The following is a 19,338-nucleotide window of genomic DNA, read 5'->3' as shown; positions in this document are numbered from 1 at the left end:
GAGGGTAATAAATTACCCTCTTTTATTTTTTTATAATTTAGAGCTTCCGACAGAGCTCTTTTTTTTGTTTTATTTTAACTATTCCGTACTATTTTAGGCCGTTTTTAATTTTTTTATAAACCGAAAAAAACATAAATTGCTTCCTTATAATTATTTAAATTAATTCATTTTTAAGATGTTGAAACGTATTGTGTTTTTTTTTCTATTTATAATTTTTGTAAGTTGTTCTAAAGAAAATTCGAATTCCTTGTTTACTAAATTAGATGCTTCTGAAACGGGTATCAGTTTTCAGAATGAGGTGAAAAACGGTAAAAATATGAACATCTTTAAATATCGTAATTTTTACAATGGTGGTGGTGTAGCGGTTGGAGATATTAATAATGATGGTTTGGCGGATGTCTTTTTTACATCTAATCAAGGAACTAATAAATTATATCTGAATAAAGGCAATTTTAAATTTGAAGACATTTCAACAAAATCTGGAATTGAAGGTAAGAAAGCGTGGTCGACAGGTGTGGTGATGGTGGATATTAATGGTGATGGGTTGTTAGATATTTATGTTTGTGATGCAGGAAGTAATATTGATGCTATAAGAAAAAGTCAATTATATATCAATAACGGGAATACCACGTTTACAGAAAAAGCAGCTGAGTATAATCTTGCCGATACAGGAATTACAACTCATGCGGCCTTTTTTGACTATGACAAGGATGGAGATTTAGATTGTTATATTTTGAATAACAGCTTTATTCCGGTGGGGACCTTAAATTATTCTAATAAAAGAGAATTACGAGATAAAGACTGGGACGTAGCTGAAATCCTTAAAGGAGGTGGTGATAAATTAATGCGAAATGACAATGGTAAATTTGTAGATGTTAGCAAATCAGCCGGTATTTTTAGTAGTTTGATTGGTTTTGGTTTAGGAGTAACCGTAGGAGATGTTAATGGGGACTTATATCCGGATATTTATATCTCAAATGATTTTTATGAAAGAGATTATTTATACATCAATAACAAAAATGGAACTTTTACGGAACAAATTCAAGGTTGGGCAACTCATATAAGCCAATCTTCTATGGGGGCTGATATGGCCGATGTTAATAATGACGGTAAATCTGATGTTTTTACTACGGATATGTTACCAGAAGGGGATGCCCGTTTAAAAACGACAACAAGTTTTGATAACTATGATTTATTGACTAGAAAATTAAATCTGGATTTTTTTAATCAATATATGTCTAATGCTTTACAGATTAATGATAACAATAATAAATTTATTGAAGTAGCTAATTATGCAGGCGTGGCTAAAACGGATTGGAGTTGGGGAGCCTTAATATTTGACATGGATAATGATGGATATAAAGACATTTATGTTTGTAATGGCATTTATCATGACTTAACTAATCAAGATTTCATGGACTTTTTTGCAAATGAATTTTTGCAGAAAATGGTAGTTACTGGTAAAAAAGAAGATATTGAAACCATTATAGCCAAGATGCCAAGCACACCTGTTTCAAATTACGCTTTTAAAAATAATCAGAATTTGACTTTTGCAAATAATGCGATAAATTGGGGTTTGGATACGCCAAGCTTCTCTAATGGGGCTGCATATGGTGATTTAGACAATGATGGTGACTTAGATTTAGTAGTGAATAATGTAAATATGGAATCCTTTGTTTACAGAAATAATTCAGAGAAAAATAAAGCAAATCATTTTGTAAAGGTAAAATTGAAAGGAGATAATCAAAATAAATTTGCTGTCGGTAGTGTAGTTGAATTATATTCAGGTAAGGAAATTATAAGACAAGAGTTAATTCCTTCAAGAGGTTTTCAATCTTCTATTGATTATGTAATGACGTTTGGTATTGGAACTAAAAAAATAGATTCATTACAGGTAATTTGGCCAAATGGAAAATCGCAAAAGATAAAAAAAGTAATTCTCAATTCAACTATCAATTTATCAATTGGTGATGCTAAAAAAGAGTATGTCTTTAAAAAAACACAGCCAAAAGCTTTGTTTAAAGAGGTGAAATCAAACTTCATTACTCCTAAAGAAAATGATTATATCGATTTTGATTATGAAGGATTAATCTCTAAAATGCTCTCACAAGAAGGACCTTCACTTGCCGTAGGAGATATTAATGGTGATGGCAATGATGATGTGTTTATTGGAGGTGCTAAAGGACAAGCAGGAAAAATTTATTTGAACAAAGGAAACAATAGTTTTGGCGTCACAGTTCAAAAAGATTTGGATGTAGATGCTGATTTTGAAGATACAGCCGCTAGCTTCTTTGATGCTGATAATGATGGGGACCTTGATTTATTTGTAGGTTCAGGCGGAAATGAGAAATCGGATCAAGCCAATTATAAAAACCGTTTGTATTTGAATAATGGCAAAGGGATTTTTATAAAAAGCAAAACTATTCTTCCAACAACTAATAATAATGTATCGGTCATTGCGCCCTGTGATTTTGATAATGATGGGGATATCGATGTTTTTGTGGGAAGTAGAAGTGTTCCTGGGGTTTATGGTATTGACCCAAAACATTTATTATTAGAAAATGATGGCAAAGGAAATTTTACAAATATTATCGATAAAAAAGCCTTCAAACTCAACTCAACCGGAATGATTACTGATGCGGTTTGGGAAGATATTGATAATGATTCTAAGAAAGATTTAATTGTAATAGGCGATTGGATGGCTCCACAAATCTTTAAAAATACAGGAAGACGTTTGGCTGTTTTTAAATCAAATTTGACTAGTTATTCCGGTTTTTGGAATTCAATAAACGGTGTTGATTTGAATAATGACGGTAAAAAAGATTTTATTCTGGGGAATAAAGGAACTAATACTACCTATAAAGCTTCTGCTAAAAATCCTATGAAATTGTTTGTCAATGATTTTGATAGTAATGGAACTATTGAACAAATTACTACTCGTTCTATTGAAGGCAAGGACATGCCAATTAATTTAAAACAAGAATTGGCAAAACAGATTCCATTGATAAAAAAGAAAAATTTAAGTTATACTGATTATGCGAAAAAATCAGTTCAAGAAATATTTGCTCAAGATTTAGTTAGCAATTCTTTACAAAAAATTGCAGTGATTCAGGAAAGTGTTGTGGCTATAAACAAGGGGAACGGTCGGTTTGAAATAAAAATATTACCTAAAGAAGTGCAATTTTCCTCTGTAAACACCAGCTGTGCGATGGATGTAAACAAGGATGGGATTTTAGATATCATTCTTGGAGGAAATCAATATGAATTCAAACCGCAATTTGGACGATTGGATGCCAATCACGGTAGTATTTTGTTAGGAGACAAAAAAGGTAATTTTACTTGGCTTCCTTATGCTAATTCTGGTTTCTTTTTAACCGGAGAAGTGCAAAAGATTAAAACAATAAAAAACAAAAATAATACGATAACTATCTTAACAGTACTCAATAATAATACTCCAAAACTATTTACCGGTAATGAATAATTTTTTTAAAATAATTCTAGCATCATTGCTATTTATTAGTTGCTCAAAAAATGAAAATCTATTATTTGAAAAACTATCGCCAGAAGAAAGTAATGTAAAGTTTAATAATCAATTAGATGAATCAAAGGATATTTCTATTTTAGATTATCTCTATTATTACAATGGAGGCGGAGTAGCTCTGGGAGATATTAATAATGATGGTTTAGTAGATATTTATTTTACGTCCAATCAAGGGAAAAATAAGTTGTACCTTAATGAAGGCGGTAATAAATTTGAGGATATTTCCGTAAAAGCAGGAATAGAAGGCGAAAGTGATTGGAAAACGGGTTCTATTATGGCCGATGTCAATGGTGACGGGTATTTAGATATCTATGTTTGTGCGGTTGTAGGAATCAATGGATTTGAAGGTCATAATGAATTATTTATTAATAACAAAAATAATACCTTCACTGAAAGTGCTTCAGATTATGGATTAGATCTTGATAATTACAGTTCTTCGGTGGCATTTTTTGATTATGACGTCGACGGCGATTTAGATATGTATTTATTAAATCACGCAATTCATTCAGAAGCGTCTTATGGTAAAGCTGATATTCGAAATAAAAGAAATTATGAAAGTGGTGATAAACTATTCAGAAATGACAATGGCAAATTTGTTGATGTAAGCGCGCAAGCGGGAATTTTTGGTGGCGCTAATGGCTATGGTTTAGGAATAGCGGTTTCTGATTTTAATTTGGACGGATATCCAGATATTTATGTTTGTAACGATTTTCATGAAGATGATTATTATTACTTGAATAATGGGGATGGTACATTTACAGAAAGCATGAAGAATTATTTTGGTCATACCAGTCGATTTTCGATGGGAGTTGATGTGGCTGATATCAATCATGATGGTTTTCCAGACATAATGACCTTGGATATGTTACCTGAAGATGAAAAAGTCTTAAAATCTTCATCGGGTGACGATAATCCTCAAATGTTGAAGGTTAGAACAGAGAAATTAGGGTATCATTATCAATATACCAGAAATATGTTGCAAATCAATCAGGGTGGAAAACATTTTACCGAAACTGCTTTGTTGAGTGGGGTCGCTGCATCAGATTGGAGTTGGAGCTCATTGTTTGCAGATTATGATCAAGATGGGGAACAAGATATTTTTATTTGCAATGGAATTCCAAAACGTCCAAATGATTTGGATTACATAAAGTATTTTTCAAATGACCATGTGAAAACCAAACTCAACACAACGAAGTTATTGGATAGACAGGCGTTGAGCAAAATGCCGAAGGGGAATGTAACCAATTATATATTTCAAGGGACTAAAGATTTAGAATTTAAGAACAAATCGAAAGAATGGATTGAAAATGATTCCATTATTTCAAATGGAGGTGCTTATGCCGATTTAGACAATGATGGTGATTTGGATATTGTAACCAATAATTTGAATAGTGTGGCTTCTATTTATATTAATAAGACTAATAATAAAGCCAATTATTTAAAATTAAAATTGCGTTTTAAAGGAAAAAACACTTTCGGAATAGGAAGTATAGTGATTTCGTATGTAAAAGGCAAAAAACAATTTAAAGAAATTCAAACTACTCGTGGTTTTCAATCGAGTTCAGAACCCATAATTCATTTTGGTTACGGAAAAATAAAGCAAGTAGATTCTATTCAGGTAATTTGGCCAGATAAAACGGTCCAAACCCTGAAAAATGTAAAAACGAATCAGACGCTTACAATCCAGCCTAATCCCGGGCGTAAAGTATTTAATTATGCAAAATTACATCCAGCTATTTTGCCTATTTTTAAAAAATCAGAAACCAATTTAGGAATCGATTTTACACATCAAGAAAATGACTTTGTTGATTTTACAGCTCAAAAATTAATGCCGTATCAACGTTCTGATCGTGGACCGGCAACTGTTATTGGAGACTTGAATAATGATGGTAAAGAAGATGTTTTCTTTGGAGGTTCACAAGGAAAGTTAGCCGCAATTTACCTTCAAAATGGAAAAGGATTTTCAAAAAAAGCATTCAATTCAATTTACTTAGATTCCATTTATGAAGATGCCTCGGCGGTGATTGGTGATTTTAATGGTGATAAGCAAAATGATTTAGTAGTTGCTTCTGGAAGTGGACAATATGCGGCTGATCTTATTCATAGATTGTATTTAGGAAATGCGCTAATTAAAAGTGCTTTTCCAGATACAAAGGCAATGAACGCCTCCGTTATCAAAACAATAGATTATGATAAAGACGGCGATTTGGATTTGTTTATCGGAAATAATTCTAAATATAATAGTTTCGGTCGAATGCCAGATTGTTATTTGTTAAATAACAACAAAGGTGTGTTTTCGATAGATCAAAGTAAAATTTTTGCGGGAATCGGAATGGTTACAGATGCGGTGGTTACGGATTTTAATAAGGATGGAAACCTAGATTTGATTGTAGTGGGTGAATGGATGAAACCTAAATTTTTTGCCAATATAAAAGGAAGTTTTAAAGAGGTTACAGAAAAGCTTTTACCAGGAAATCAGAATGGATTATGGCAGTCTATTTGTGCATTTGATATTGACCATGATGGAGATCAAGATTATTTAGTGGGCAATTGGGGAATGAATTCAAAATTCATAGCCTCTCGGGAATTTCCTATGAAAATGTATTACGATGATTTTGATACCAACGACACTTTTGAAACAATTGTTGCGATCGAAAAAAATGGAAAATATTATACCACAATGGGGTTAGATGAATTAGCAGAAGAATTCAGTGGAATGTTGAAAAAGAAATTTAACACGTATAAATCCTTTGCTGGAAAATCACTTGAGGAAGTTTTTGACCCCAAAATGTTAGACAAAGCAAAATTATATGAAGTCCATAATTTAAAATCAGGATATTTAAAAAATGACAAGGGTAAATTCACTTTTGTTCCATTTTCCAATAAAATGCAAGTCAGTCCAATTACAAGTTTTGTAAAAGCTGATTTTGATGGTGATGGGCAAGACGAAGTTTTTGCTGCGGGAAATTATTTTGGGGTGACTCCATATCATAGTCGATTTGACTGCTTTTCTGGAGCGGTAATAAAAAATCAAAAAATAATCTATTTAGGAAATCAAATAGGAATTGATTTGACACAAAAAGCAGTGCGGCACTTAGATATTATTCCGTTTAATGGAAAAAAATATTTATTGGTAACCATAAATAATAAAAAAGCGGAAGTCTATGAACTCCCGATGAATAAGAATTAAAACAATAAAAAATGAAAACTAAAATTTATCTTTTAGGAATTATTGCACTTCTTTTTGCGTCTTGTAAAAAAGAAAAAGCCATTGTTATTACTACCAATGATTATTGCTCAGTGGTTGATACAATAACAGGAATTATGGTTCACGATATTTTCTCTCCTCCCGTAGCTAGTAGAATTTATGTTTATCCTAATGTGGCAGCTTATGAAATTATGGCTCAAAACAACCCGAAATATAAAAGTTTGCAAGGACAATTAAGAGGATTGGATTCTATTCCTAAACTAAATTCTAAAAGCGGAGTCAACAAAAATCTAGCGGCACTCATTGCCCATATTGAAGTGAGTAAACAATTAATTTTTTCGGAAGAAGCATTAGAGAAATACAGAGATAGTTTATACCAAAAGTGGGAAGATGAGAACGCTAAGGAATTTCTGGTTTCTAAAGAGTATGGCTTAAAAGTAGCAGATCAAATTAAAAAATGGATGGGAAAAGACAACTACAAACAAACTAGAACTTTTTCTAAATTTTCTGTTCATGCTGATCAACCAGGAAGATGGCAGCCTACACCACCGGCCTATATGGATGCCGTTGAACCGCATTGGGGGGAAATAAGAACTTTAGTTATGGATTCTGCTTCTCAATTTAAAGCAATTGCACCCTACCCTTTTTCTACAGATAAAAATTCTTCTTTTTACAAAGAAGCCAAGGAAACTTATGACGTAGGAAATATGATTTCCGAAAAATTAGTAGTCATGGAGAAAAGTAAAAGTACTGTAATTCCGGAGGAATCCGCTATTGCCACTTTTTGGGATTGCAATCCATATGCTACAGTAACTCAAGGGCACATGATGTTTGCCAAGAAGAAAAACTCACCGGATGCACATTGGATGAATATTACTAAAATTGCTTTGAAAAAAAATAAATCTGATTTTGAAACTACCGTTTTTGCCTATACTAAAACGTCAATCGGAGTTTTTGAAAGTATTATCAGTTGCTGGAATGGAAAATTTAGAACTAATGTAGTTAGACCTGAAACTTACATTAATCAAAATATTGATGAAAATTGGAGACCACAATTGCAAACACCTCCTTTTCCGGAATATACAAGTGGACATTCGGTGATTTCTTCTTGCTCATCACTAATTTTAACTTCTATTTTTGGAGATAATTTTAGCTACATTGATGATTCTGAAGTTTCTTTTGGGTTACCAAAAAGACCTTTTAAATCGTTCAAGCAAGCTGCAGCAGAAGCTTCTATTAGTAGGTTGTATGGAGGCATTCATTATAGAGCCTCAATTGAGAATGGGGTAGTTCAAGGTACAAACCTAGGGACATATATTAATAGTAAAATTAAATTTTTTAAATCTAAATAAATCAAATTCATATAATGAATAATAAGTTAAAGGGGTTATTTGCTGTCATTTTACTTTCTTTTTTAGGATGGTATTTTTTATTAAAACAATCGGATTATACTATTACTTTTAAAGTTAATGCTGCAACAGGAACTATTTCTCAAGGAATTATAGAGTGGACAACAACACAGACTAAAAATCAAAAAGAAATTTATACTATTTTAGAAAAAAGAAATTTTGATTTCATCAAACATCAGATGAAAAAAGGAAACGACAAAATGGAATACACTTGGGATATGAAATCAATAAATGATTCAATGACCAATGTAACTATTGGAATAAAAGATTTGAATCATTCCTTTTACAATAGATTAACAGCACCTTTTATTGCAACCAAGTTTAGAACGGAACAAATAGAGAAAATAAAATCGTTTAAATTGGGACTTGAAGATCATATTGATGATTTTAAAATTAGAATTGATGGTGAAGCCTCGTCTAAAGAAATGTATGTAGCTTATATTTCTTTAAAAAGTGTTTTACAGGAAAAAGCCCAGACTATGCTTGAGTATGATCCTAAAATTGTAGGATATTTAGACAAAAATAAAATAAAAATAATCGGTTATCGTCCCTATTTAGAAATTACAGATTGGGATGAAGATAAAGAAATTGTTAATTTTAATTATTGTTTTCCGATTCCCAAAAACACAAAATATGTTCCTGACAGTAATGTCAAATTCAAAATTATACCCGCCTTAAAGGGAATTCAGGCAAGTTATTTTGGAAATTATAGAACTTCGGACAGAGCTTGGTTTACTTTATTAGATTATGCAAAGAGAAATGATATTAAAATAGAAAATAAACCATTGGAACATTTTCTAGCAAATCCTTTTAATGGAGGAAGTGAATTGGAATGGGAGACTAAAATTATTATTCCATTTGCCAAAAAATAAAAAACATATTCTTCAGTTATTTTACTACTTCGAAAACGTTTTCGGTTATTCCGAAAACGTTTTTGTTTTATTTCTTTATTTAATTGAAAATTTTAAAATTAAATTTAAAAAAAATTAACATATTAAAGAATGGGAATTAAAATAAAATTAAGTTTTTGGCAGATTATCAATATGAATGTTGGTTTTTTAGGTATTCAATATAGTTTTGGTTTACAGCAAAGTGCAGTAAATCCTATTTATGATTTTCTTGGTGCCAGTCCTGATCAGTTGCCATTACTTAATCTCGCAGGACCATTGACGGGATTATTGATTCAACCAATAATTGGAGCATTAAGTGATAAAACATGGTCTCCAAAATTTGGAGGACGAAGAAAACCTTTTTTTTTAATTGGAGCATTAATTTGCAGCATTGCGTTATTCTTATTTCCGTTTAGTAGTTCGCTATGGATGGCAGCGGGATTATTGTGGATTTTAGATGCAGGAAACAATACAGCAATGGAACCTTATCGCGCCTTTATAGCTGACAAATTAGATGTGTCTCAGCAGCCTGTTGGTTTTCAGGCTCAGAGTTTCTTTACCGGTTTTGGACAAACATTGGCAAACATATCGTTATTTATATTTCCAATGATTTTTATTGGTACAACTGGAAAATTGCCAACTTGGGTCTATGCCTCTTTTTTTCTTGGAGCAGTATGTTCAATAGCCTCCGTTTTATGGAGTTCTCACACTACAAAAGAAATTCCTCCTACAGAGGAAGAGTTACAAAAGATACATGAGGAGCCTTTACATGTTTACAGTCCATTTATTGATATTTTTAGTGCCATAAAACACATGCCTAAGGTGATGTGGCAACTGGCTTTGGTGTATCTATTTCAATGGTACGCCTTGTTTTGTTATTGGCAAAATTCATCAAAAAGTATTGCTCTCTCGGTTTGGCATACGACACCTCAAAAAGACATGAAATTGTATTCTGAAGCGGTAGGATGGACTGGATTAGTAAATGGATGGTATAATATTGTTACTTTTTTATGCGCCTTTTCATTAGTGTATTTTGCAAAAAAGTATTCCGCAAAATCGGTGCATTTTACTTGCTTGATGTTGGCAGCAATTGGCTTTTTAATTTTTCCTCACATAGAAAACAAATATTTATTATTTCCGGCCATAACTGGTTTTGGAATTGGATGGGCAAGTATGATGGGAATACCTTATCTGATGGTCGTGAACAACATACCTAAAGAACGTTATGGAGTGTATATGGGTATTATTAATATGATGATTGTAATTCCTATGTTTATTCAGACGATCACTTTTGGTTATATTCTTAAGCATTTTTTGAACAACGATCCCAGATTAGCAATAACTTTTGCAGGAGTGTTATTGGTTATTGGTGCAATTTGCACCTTATTTATTAAAACAAAAAAAGTAGAATTAAGTGAATAATTTAAATTATACCAAAGCACTTGAATTGCTACAAAAAGCTTCTTCAAGCGAAGGTTTTTTGGCTAGTGCTCAAGACATTTCTAATTATAAAAGAGTTTGGGCTCGTGATGGCGTAATATGCGGATTGGCCGCATTGGCTTCAGGTAATGTGGAATTGATTGCTACTTTTCGTAAAACATTAGAGACATTGGCTGAAAATCAACATTATAATGGGACAATTCCTTCTAATGTAATGACGAATGAAAATGTTGTTGAAGTAAGTTATGGAGGTTTGGCCGGACGAGTTGATGCAGTAACTTGGTTTATTATAGGAATTTGTCAATATTCATTTTATACGAATGATGCCGATTTCATGAAAAAATACGAAAGTAACATTCAAAAGTGTTTGCAGCTTTTAGAGGCTTGGGAATTTAACAATAGACATTTAATGTATGTACCGCTTTCTGGAAACTGGGCGGATGAATACATTACAGATGGCTATGTTTTATACGATCAATTGTTAAGAATTTGGGCATTAAAGAGTTTCAATCATTTTGCAAAAAACGATTTGATTAGTGCTAAAATTGAAAAAATTACAGAACAACTCGAAATTAATTTCACCCCAAATTCTATTGGCGAGAAATACCATGAAAGAGCATATAAAGAAGTAAATATCCAAAAATATATGCCTTGTTCTTTTTCACCAGCAGGATATAAAACACAATTTGATGCTTTCGCTAATTCGTTAGCGTTGTTCTTAAACATTGGTTCCAAAGATTTTCAAAATAGTATTTTAGAGTATTCAATAGCGCTCAAAAATGAAATGACTTTGCAGTTATTACCCGCTTTTTGGCCTCCTGTAAAAGAAAGCGATTTAGACTGGAACTTGCTTAAAAACAATTGTAAATATGAATTCCGAAATTATCCGAATGAGTTTCATAATGGAGGAACCTGGCCTATGGTAAACGGATTTTATGGTTTAGCGTTACTTGCTAAAGAAAAGGATGGTGAGGCCTTACGGCTTCTAAATGCGATAAATGAAGCAAATGCAGTTGAGAATTTTAGTTTCTATGAAAATTTCAATAGTGAGACTAAACTCGCAAATGGCGTTCCTTTTTGCACTTGGAGTGCAGCTGCGACGGTTATGTTGCATCAAAGTATAAATACTAACTTTAAATTTTTAGTGTAAAGTGGAAAAAAGAATAGATATAATATGTGCAGGTGAAGTACTAATCGATTTTATAGGTCATGAAGTAAATACATCTATTAATAGAACAAAGGATTACCATCGTTTTCTTGGCGGATCGCCAACTAATGTAGCTGTGAACGCTTCAAGATTGGGCTTAAAGTCGGCGTTAATTGCTACTTGCGGTCAGGATGGTTTGGGTGAATATATTGTTCGAAAATTAAAAGAAAATAATGTTATAACCACTCAGGTAAAAAAATTAGAAGGCGTACCGACCTCAATTATTCTTGTTTCAAAATCTTCTGGAACACCAGATTTTATTCCGTATCGAGAGGCAGATTATCAGATTGTACAAAGTCAAATTTCAGATGAATTACTCAAAAGTGCCAAAATATTTCATACCACTTGTTTTGCCTTGAGCAAAGATCCGGCTCGAACGACTATTTTAGAAAGTGCTAAAAGAGCAAAACAATTAGGATTATTGACTAGCATCGACATTAATTTTTCGGAAAGAATATGGCCAGATCGAGAAGAAGCAAAAATTGTTTTGAAGGATTATTTATCTACCAATCCACTAGTTAAATTAAGTGAAGACGATTGTTACAGACTCTTCGCTGAATCAAAAACGGAAGATTTTATTTTTGAGTATTTTCATGAATTAGGTGCATCAACTATTTGTTTGACAAAAGGTAAGGACGGAGTGGTGTTGTCCAATACTGATTTTGGTATGTTTCATCAAAAAGCTTTGCCAATAGAAGATATAAAAGACACTACTGGTGCCGGCGATGCTTTTTGGACTGGTTTTTTATATGCACAATTAGAAAATAAAAATCTGGAGGAATCCATTACTATTGCTCAGAAATTAGCGATACTAAAACTTCAAAACGTGGGAAGATTACCGGAAGGAATTAATTTTAGAGACTATTTGAATATCGAATCGTAATTTACTTTTAACAAAAAAGTCAAACTCCCAAATATATTTTAAATGAGAAAAAGTACTATAAAAATAGCAATGTATCTAAATTATTTTGTGTTTGCTATACTGCTAAATAGCGTTGGAATAGTAATATTAAAAGCACAAAAAAATTATGGTGTAGATGAATTACAAGCAAGTATTCTTGAGGCTTTTAAGGATTTACCTATTGCTATAGTTTCTTTTTTAATAGCGTCTTTTTTGCCGAGAATTGGATATAAAAGAGCTATGCTTATTGGATTGGCATTAGTTTCTGTTGCTTGTGTCAGTATGTATTTTGGAAATTCATTTGGTACGGCAAAATTGCTTTTTGCAACAGTGGGTGTTTCTTTTGCTTTAATAAAAGTATCGGTATATTCACTTATCGGAACCGTTACAGATAATCAACAGGAGCATAATAGCTTGATGAGCAGTATAGAAGGGGTTTTTATGATTGGAATTGCGGTAGCTTATTTTTTGTTTCCTGCTTTTAATTCTGAGGTAAATCCTGATGCCTGGCTCAATGTATATTGGTTATTGGCTGCAATCTCATTAGTGTCTTTTGGATTTTTATTTTTTGCCAAATTTGAAAATAAAACTGAAATACCTGGAGTTAACTTAGCGGATGATTTCAAACAAATGTTCAATTTATTTGTAAAGCTATTAACAATTGTATTTGTAATTAGTGCTTTCTTGTTTGTGATGATTGAACAAGGAATAATGTCGTGGTTGCCTACTTTTAATAGTAAAGTATTGCATCTCCCAGAGAATATAAGTATCATGATGGCAAGTATTTTGGCAATTTCGTTAGCTGCCGGAAGACTTTTAGCGGGTGTGATAATTAAAAAAGTAAATTGGATTTGGGTACTTAGTTCCTGTATCGTAATAGCAATGTTAATTGTGATTTTTGTGCTCCCAAAAACAGTTGGATTGGATGTAAAAGAAATTAATTCGTTAAGGGATATTCCATTAATTGGGTTTGCATTTCCATTAGTAGGACTTTTTATTGCGCCAATTTATCCACTTTTGAATTCTGTGGTTTTAAGTGCGTTACCTAAAAAAATGCACAGCTCGATGACAGGGTTAATTGTTGTTTTTTCTGCACTTGGCGGAACTCTTGGTTCTAGAATTATTGGATATTTGTTCAAAAATGAAGGTCCTGAAAATGCATTCTATTATACATTAATTCCAATGTCCTTACTACTTGTTTCTTTCTTTATACTAAAAAAACTTACTTCTAAAAAATGAAATTCTTACTCAACATAGATAAGGTATTCCGCGAACTGCTGCTTCAGGAAGATACCGATAACGATAAAAAAATAACAAAAGACGATAACGGTCCTAAAAAATTTGTTTTAGTGGATGAAAAGTCGAAACAGGAACAGGTTATAGAGGGAACGTATCATCTTTCGAATTTACTTCAGGAGTTGGCTATGCTGAGAGAAAGTAATATTCAAATTGGTGAGGTGGATTTAAATCGAATTCAGGAAAAGCCCGTAGAACGTATTTCGAGAAAAATCAAAGAAGATTACTGGGATGAACTTACTCGCACTATTGATAAAAAGGGACTTACCCAAATTATTGAAGACGAAAAAACTTCTAGTAAAGTACCTACGCTGTATGTTTCTGCCAAAGATAAAAAAGGAGTAGATTATTTTAGAGAATTGGAAAAAGAACTAATAAATTTTAAACTTGAGATCTTACCTGAAAATTATTCGGTTGAATACGTAGATACTTTAAATGCTAAACCCGGGATTCTTGCCTTGGCATTAGAACAAAAGTTATATAGTTTACAAGGTGTTCCTTTTGTGGTACCCGGAGGACGATTTAATGAAATGTATGGTTGGGACAGTTATTTTATTGGTGTTGGGTTGTTAGTTGACAATCAAATTGAAAAAGCCATGGCTATTGCTGAAAACTTTAAGTATCAGATCATACATTATGGAAAAATACTAAACGCGAATCGAAGTTATTACTTAACCAGAACACAGCCTCCTTTATATTCGTCGCTATTGATTGACATAGTGAAATATAAAGTGCCAAGTTTAGATTGGTTAAGAAGTCATCTTAAAATCGTAATTCTGGAATATAACACGGTTTGGATGGTGCAAGGAAATCGATTGACTGAAACGGGTTTAAATCGGTATAAAGCAGATGGCGTAGGTATGCCTTTTGAAGTGGAACCGGGGCATTTTGATGATGTTTTTGAACCTTACGCTAAAAAATACAAACTGCCCATTCGAGAATTTGAGAAAAAATATTTGGAAAGAACGTTGGTTGATGTGGAGCTCGATTTGTATTTTGTGCATGATCGAAGTATGAGAGAAAGCGGTCATGACACGACGAACAGGTTTATAAATACTTGTGCCAATTTGAATTCAATAGATGTAAACAGTTTTCTTTATAAATATGAAAAAGATGTTGCTCACCTGATAAAAGAGTATTTTAATGGTATTTTTCAAATAGAAGATGTGATTTATACTGCTGACGAATGGGAACAAAAGGCTCTTTTTCGAAAGGATAAAATCAATGAATTATGCTGGAATGAAGAATCAAGTATGTATTTTGATTATGATTTTGTGAATAAAAAACAATTTCCATTTGAAGCAGCTGCAACTTTTTTTCCTTTATGGGCTAAACTATGCAGTGAGGAGCAAGCTAAAAAGTTGGTAGAAATTGTACTGCCACAATTTGTAATGAGCGGTGGAATTACCGGTAGTACCCAAGCTAGTATTCCTAATTTTCCAAAAGACGTGCCGCAGCGACAATGGGATTATCCGTTTGGATGGGCGCCACATCAAATGCTATTATGGGAGGGTTTGATTAATTATAATTATCTGGATAAAGCGCAAGAGATGGTCTATAGATGGCTGTGGTTGATAACCAAAAATGCGGTAGAATATAATGGAACTATTCCTGAAAAATTCGATTTAGAAATTAGCTCGCATAAAGTTTTTGCTGAATATGGCAATGTAGGAACTAAATTTGATTATATCGCAAAAGAAGGATTTGGGTGGGTAAATGCGTCGTATCAATATGGTTTAAGCATTTTAAATGATAATTTTAAAAACGAGTTGAACAAGTTGACCTCTCCGGAAGATTTATTTGAACAATAAAAAAATATGAAATTTTTGTCATTTGTATGTTATTTTTTCTAACTTTATAATTCAATAAATTTATTCAATATGACTGTAAATCAAATATTAAGCACAAAAGGAAAGGAAGTATATTCTATAGTTTCTACTATTACTGTATATGAAGCTTTAAAGGTGATGGGAGAAAAGAATATTGGAGCGGTATTAATAATTGAAGATGATGTGTTAAAAGGAGTTTTATCTGAAAGAGATTATGCTAGAAAAATTGTTCTTAAAGACAAATCTTCAAAAAAAACGTATGTGAATGAAATAATGGAAAAGGAAGTTTTTACCGTAAAGTCATCTGATAATTTAGATTATTGTATGGAATTGATGAGTACCAAAAGAATTCGACATTTACCGGTTGTCGAAAATGATCAAACTGTTGGGATTATTTCTATGGGAGATGTAGTAAAAGCAATCATTGAAATTCAAAAGGAGACCATTCAACATCTGGATTCTTATATCAGTGGAAGCAAAATGTAATCAAGATAAAATTATAAATTAAAATAGCTGCAATTTTTTGCAGCTATTTTAATTTACACATAATGACTTAGGCTATTTTTTATAAAAGAATAAGATAATAGCTTAATTTTTGGACCAAGTGGTATATCTTTGTAAACTAGGATAAAATCTAAAAAAATGGACAAAAATAGCAAAAGAAGAGAGGCATTATTATACCACGCAAAGCCTACTCCCGGTAAAATTCAAGTAGTTCCCACTAAGAAATATGCAACACAAAGAGATTTGTCTTTGGCGTATTCTCCGGGTGTAGCTGAGCCTTGTTTGGAAATCGCAAAAGATGTAAATAATGTTTATAAATATACAGCAAAAGGAAATCTGGTTGCTGTAATTACAAATGGGACTGCCGTTTTAGGACTTGGTGACATAGGTCCGGAAGCTTCAAAACCAGTAATGGAAGGCAAAGGATTATTGTTTAAAATTTTTGCAGATATAGATGTTTTTGACATTGAAATTGGAACTAAAGACATTGAAGAATTTATCCAAACAGTCAAAAATATTGCGCCAACTTTTGGTGGGATAAATCTGGAGGATATCAAAGCACCTGAATCTTTTGAAATAGAAAGACGACTGGTTGAAGAATTAAATATTCCGGTGATGCATGATGATCAGCATGGAACTGCAATTATATCATCTGCAGCTTTGTTGAATGCATTGGAATTGGCAAATAAAAAATCAGAAGAGGTAAAATTAGTGATTTCAGGAGCGGGTTCAGCAGCTCTTGCTTGTGCCGATTTATATGTTTTGCTTGGAGTGAAAATAGAAAATATATTGATGTTCAACAGTAAAGGTGTCTTGACAAAAGACAATAAATTACTTTCTGATTTACAACAAAAATATGCAAAAGATATTGAGCCAATGACTTTGGAAGAAGCATTGAGTGGAGCTGATGTTTTCTTAGGGTTGTCAACAGGAGACATTATGACTTCACAAATGTTATTGGGGATGGCAGAAAATCCGATTGTTTTTGCGATGGCAAATCCAGATCCGGAAATAGACTATAACCTTGCTATTGCAACTCGTAAAGATGTTATTATGGCAACTGGTCGCTCTGATCATCCTAATCAAGTTAATAATGTTCTTGGATTTCCATATATTTTTAGAGGAGCACTAGATGTTAGGGCTACCAAAATAAATGAAGCTATGAAAATGGCCGCGGTGAGAGCACTTGCTTTACTGGCTAAAGAATCCGTTCCGGAGCAGGTTAATGTTGCTTATGGAGCAACTAAGTTAATTTTTGGGAGAGAGTATATTATTCCAAAACCATTTGACCCGAGATTGATAACAATTGTTGCCCCAGCGGTTGCTAAAGCAGCTATGGATTCAGGAGTTGCATTAAATCCTATTACAGATTGGAAAAAGTATGAAGAAGAGCTTTTAGATCGATTGGGGAATGACAATAAAATGGTTCGTTTGATTACTAATAGAGCCAAAATGGATCCGAAAAGAATCGTTTTTGCGGAAGCAGATCATTTAGATGTTCTTAAAGCAGCGCAAATTGTATTAGAAGAAGGAATTGGTTTTCCAATTCTACTTGGGAACAAAGAAATTATTTTGGAATTAAAAGAAGAACTAGGTTTTGATGCCGATGTTGAAATCATAGATCCAAAAGAAAAAGAGGAAGAATTTAGAAGAAACAAGTTTGCTACAACTTATTGGTCGTCCAGACAAAGACGCGGTATTTCATTATTAGATGCTCAGAAATTAATGCGCGAAAGAAACTATTTTGCAGCGATGATGGTCAATGAGGGAGAAGCGGATGCGTTAGTGACAGGATATTCCCGAAGTTATCCATCTGTGGTAAAACCAATGTTGCAGCTTATTGATAAAGCACAAGGAGCTTCACTTATTGCTACTACAAATATGATGATGACGACTCGTGGGCCAATGTTTTTATCGGATACAGCTATAAATATTAATCCTTCGTCAGATGATTTAGCAAAAATTGCAATAATGACTGCTAAAACAGCCAGAATGTTTGGTGTAGAGCCAGTTATAGCAATGATTTCTTATTCTAATTTTGGATCTTCGACAAATGAAAGTGCTTCAAAAGTGAGAGCAGCAGTCTCTTATTTGCATAAAAATTATCCAGAAATGGTTATCGATGGCGAACTTCAAGCTGATTTTGCTCTAAATCCAGAAATGTTAAAAGCAAAGTTTCCATTTTCAAAACTAGCAGGAAAAAAAGTAAATACATTGATTTTTCCTAATTTGGAATCAGCCAATATTACCTATAAACTTTTGAAAGAATTGAATAAGGTAGATTCAATAGGACCTATCATGTTAGGAATGGGAAAACCAGTTCACATATTTCAATTAGGTGCAAGTGTAGAAGAAATGGTAAATATGGCAACTATTGCTGTGATTGATGCGCAAGAAAAACAAAAGAAAAAACAAGTGTAATCGGTAATTTTTTGGCAATAAAAACATTTATAAAGATAAATTTAGTAAGATAATTTGTTAATTTTGTTATATTTGGTGACATAAAATAATAATAATGATAGCACATTTACAAGGAAAATTAGTAGAAAAGTCACCAACACAGGTGGTTATTGATTGTGGTGGTGTTGGATATCATGTAAATATCTCTTTACATACCTACTCCTTGCTTCCTAATGCTGACTTCATAAAATTATATACGCATCTTCAAATAAAAGAAGATGCGCACACGTTATTTGGTTTTGTAGAAAAATCAGAAAGAGAGATTTTCAAATTATTATTGTCAGTTTCTGGTATTGGGGCCAGTATTGCAAGGACCATGTTATCATCATTAGATCCCAAACAAATTACAAATGCTATTGCATCAGGAGATGTAATTACAATTCAATCCATAAAAGGAATTGGTAGTAAAACGGCCCAAAGAGTGATACTTGATTTGAAAGAAAAAGTATTGAAATTGTATGATTTAGATGAAGTTTCTTTATCACACAACAATACAAATCGAGATGAAGCGTTATCTGCTTTGGAGGTATTAGGTTTTGTTCGAAAAACTTCAGAACGAATCGTAGAAAAAATTGTAAAAGAGGATCCAGAAGCTTCTGTTGAATCGATTATTAAAAAAGCTTTAAAAAACTTATAAAAGAGACTCAAAAACC

At 32.6% G+C, this 19,338-nt stretch carries 12 protein-coding genes; all 12 read left to right on the top strand.

The genetic code is table 11. The features are described 5' to 3' along the window. Positions 1–175 precede the first annotated feature (175 nt). Positions 176–3,481: a VCBS repeat-containing protein gene (locus C4S35_RS04090; RefSeq protein ID WP_103998957.1), complete on the top strand. Its 3,306-nt coding sequence runs from the start codon at positions 176–178 to the stop codon at positions 3,479–3,481. Further along, positions 3,474–6,731 carry a VCBS repeat-containing protein gene (locus tag C4S35_RS04085; protein WP_103998956.1) on the top strand — a complete coding sequence of 1,086 codons (3,258 nt, stop codon included), beginning with the start codon at positions 3,474–3,476 and terminating at the stop codon, positions 6,729–6,731. The genes C4S35_RS04090 and C4S35_RS04085 overlap by 8 nt, the downstream gene beginning before the upstream one ends. A gap of 11 nt (positions 6,732–6,742) precedes the next feature. After that, positions 6,743–8,101, top strand: coding sequence for a vanadium-dependent haloperoxidase (locus C4S35_RS04080; RefSeq protein ID WP_103998955.1), 1,359 nt, complete (start codon positions 6,743–6,745; stop codon positions 8,099–8,101). Positions 8,102–8,115: 14 nt separating this feature from the next. Next, positions 8,116–9,030 carry a GyrI-like domain-containing protein gene (locus tag C4S35_RS04075; RefSeq protein WP_103998954.1) on the top strand — a complete coding sequence of 305 codons (915 nt, stop codon included), beginning with the start codon at positions 8,116–8,118 and terminating at the stop codon, positions 9,028–9,030. A 129-nt stretch (positions 9,031–9,159) separates the two neighbouring features. After that, positions 9,160–10,470 carry an MFS transporter gene (locus C4S35_RS04070; protein WP_103998953.1) on the top strand — a complete coding sequence of 437 codons (1,311 nt, stop codon included), beginning with the start codon at positions 9,160–9,162 and terminating at the stop codon, positions 10,468–10,470. Further along, positions 10,463–11,638 carry a glycoside hydrolase 100 family protein gene (locus C4S35_RS04065; RefSeq protein WP_103998952.1) on the top strand — a complete coding sequence of 392 codons (1,176 nt, stop codon included), beginning with the start codon at positions 10,463–10,465 and terminating at the stop codon, positions 11,636–11,638. Before C4S35_RS04070 ends, C4S35_RS04065 begins: the two co-directional genes overlap by 8 nt. A 1-nt stretch (position 11,639) precedes the next feature. Further along, on the top strand, positions 11,640–12,578 hold the full coding sequence (locus tag C4S35_RS04060) for a carbohydrate kinase family protein (RefSeq protein ID WP_103998951.1): 939 nt from the start codon (positions 11,640–11,642) through the stop codon (positions 12,576–12,578). A 42-nt stretch (positions 12,579–12,620) separates the two neighbouring features. Then, positions 12,621–13,835, top strand: coding sequence for an MFS transporter (locus C4S35_RS04055; RefSeq protein ID WP_103998950.1), 1,215 nt, complete (start codon positions 12,621–12,623; stop codon positions 13,833–13,835). Then, on the top strand, positions 13,832–15,703 hold the full coding sequence (locus C4S35_RS04050; RefSeq protein WP_103998949.1) for a trehalase family glycosidase: 1,872 nt from the start codon (positions 13,832–13,834) through the stop codon (positions 15,701–15,703). Before C4S35_RS04055 ends, C4S35_RS04050 begins: the two co-directional genes overlap by 4 nt. A gap of 69 nt (positions 15,704–15,772) precedes the next feature. Continuing rightward, on the top strand, positions 15,773–16,207 hold the full coding sequence (locus C4S35_RS04045; RefSeq protein WP_103998948.1) for a CBS domain-containing protein: 435 nt from the start codon (positions 15,773–15,775) through the stop codon (positions 16,205–16,207). 156 nt (positions 16,208–16,363) lie between these two features. Next, the gene (locus C4S35_RS04040; protein WP_103998947.1) at positions 16,364–18,646 is read left to right on the top strand and encodes an NADP-dependent malic enzyme; all 2,283 of its coding nucleotides are present in this window, start codon (positions 16,364–16,366) and stop codon (positions 18,644–18,646) included. Between the two features lie 94 nt (positions 18,647–18,740). Further along, complete coding sequence (gene ruvA, locus C4S35_RS04035) at positions 18,741–19,322, top strand: Holliday junction branch migration protein RuvA (RefSeq protein WP_103998946.1); 582 nt, start codon at positions 18,741–18,743, stop codon at positions 19,320–19,322. The last annotated feature ends 16 nt before the right edge of the window (positions 19,323–19,338 follow it).

The sequence above is a fragment of the Flavobacterium urumqiense genome, assembly GCF_900108015.1.
Taxonomy (GTDB): Bacteria; Bacteroidota; Bacteroidia; order Flavobacteriales; family Flavobacteriaceae; genus Flavobacterium; species Flavobacterium urumqiense.
This window is presented reverse-complemented; position numbering and strand designations above follow the sequence as displayed.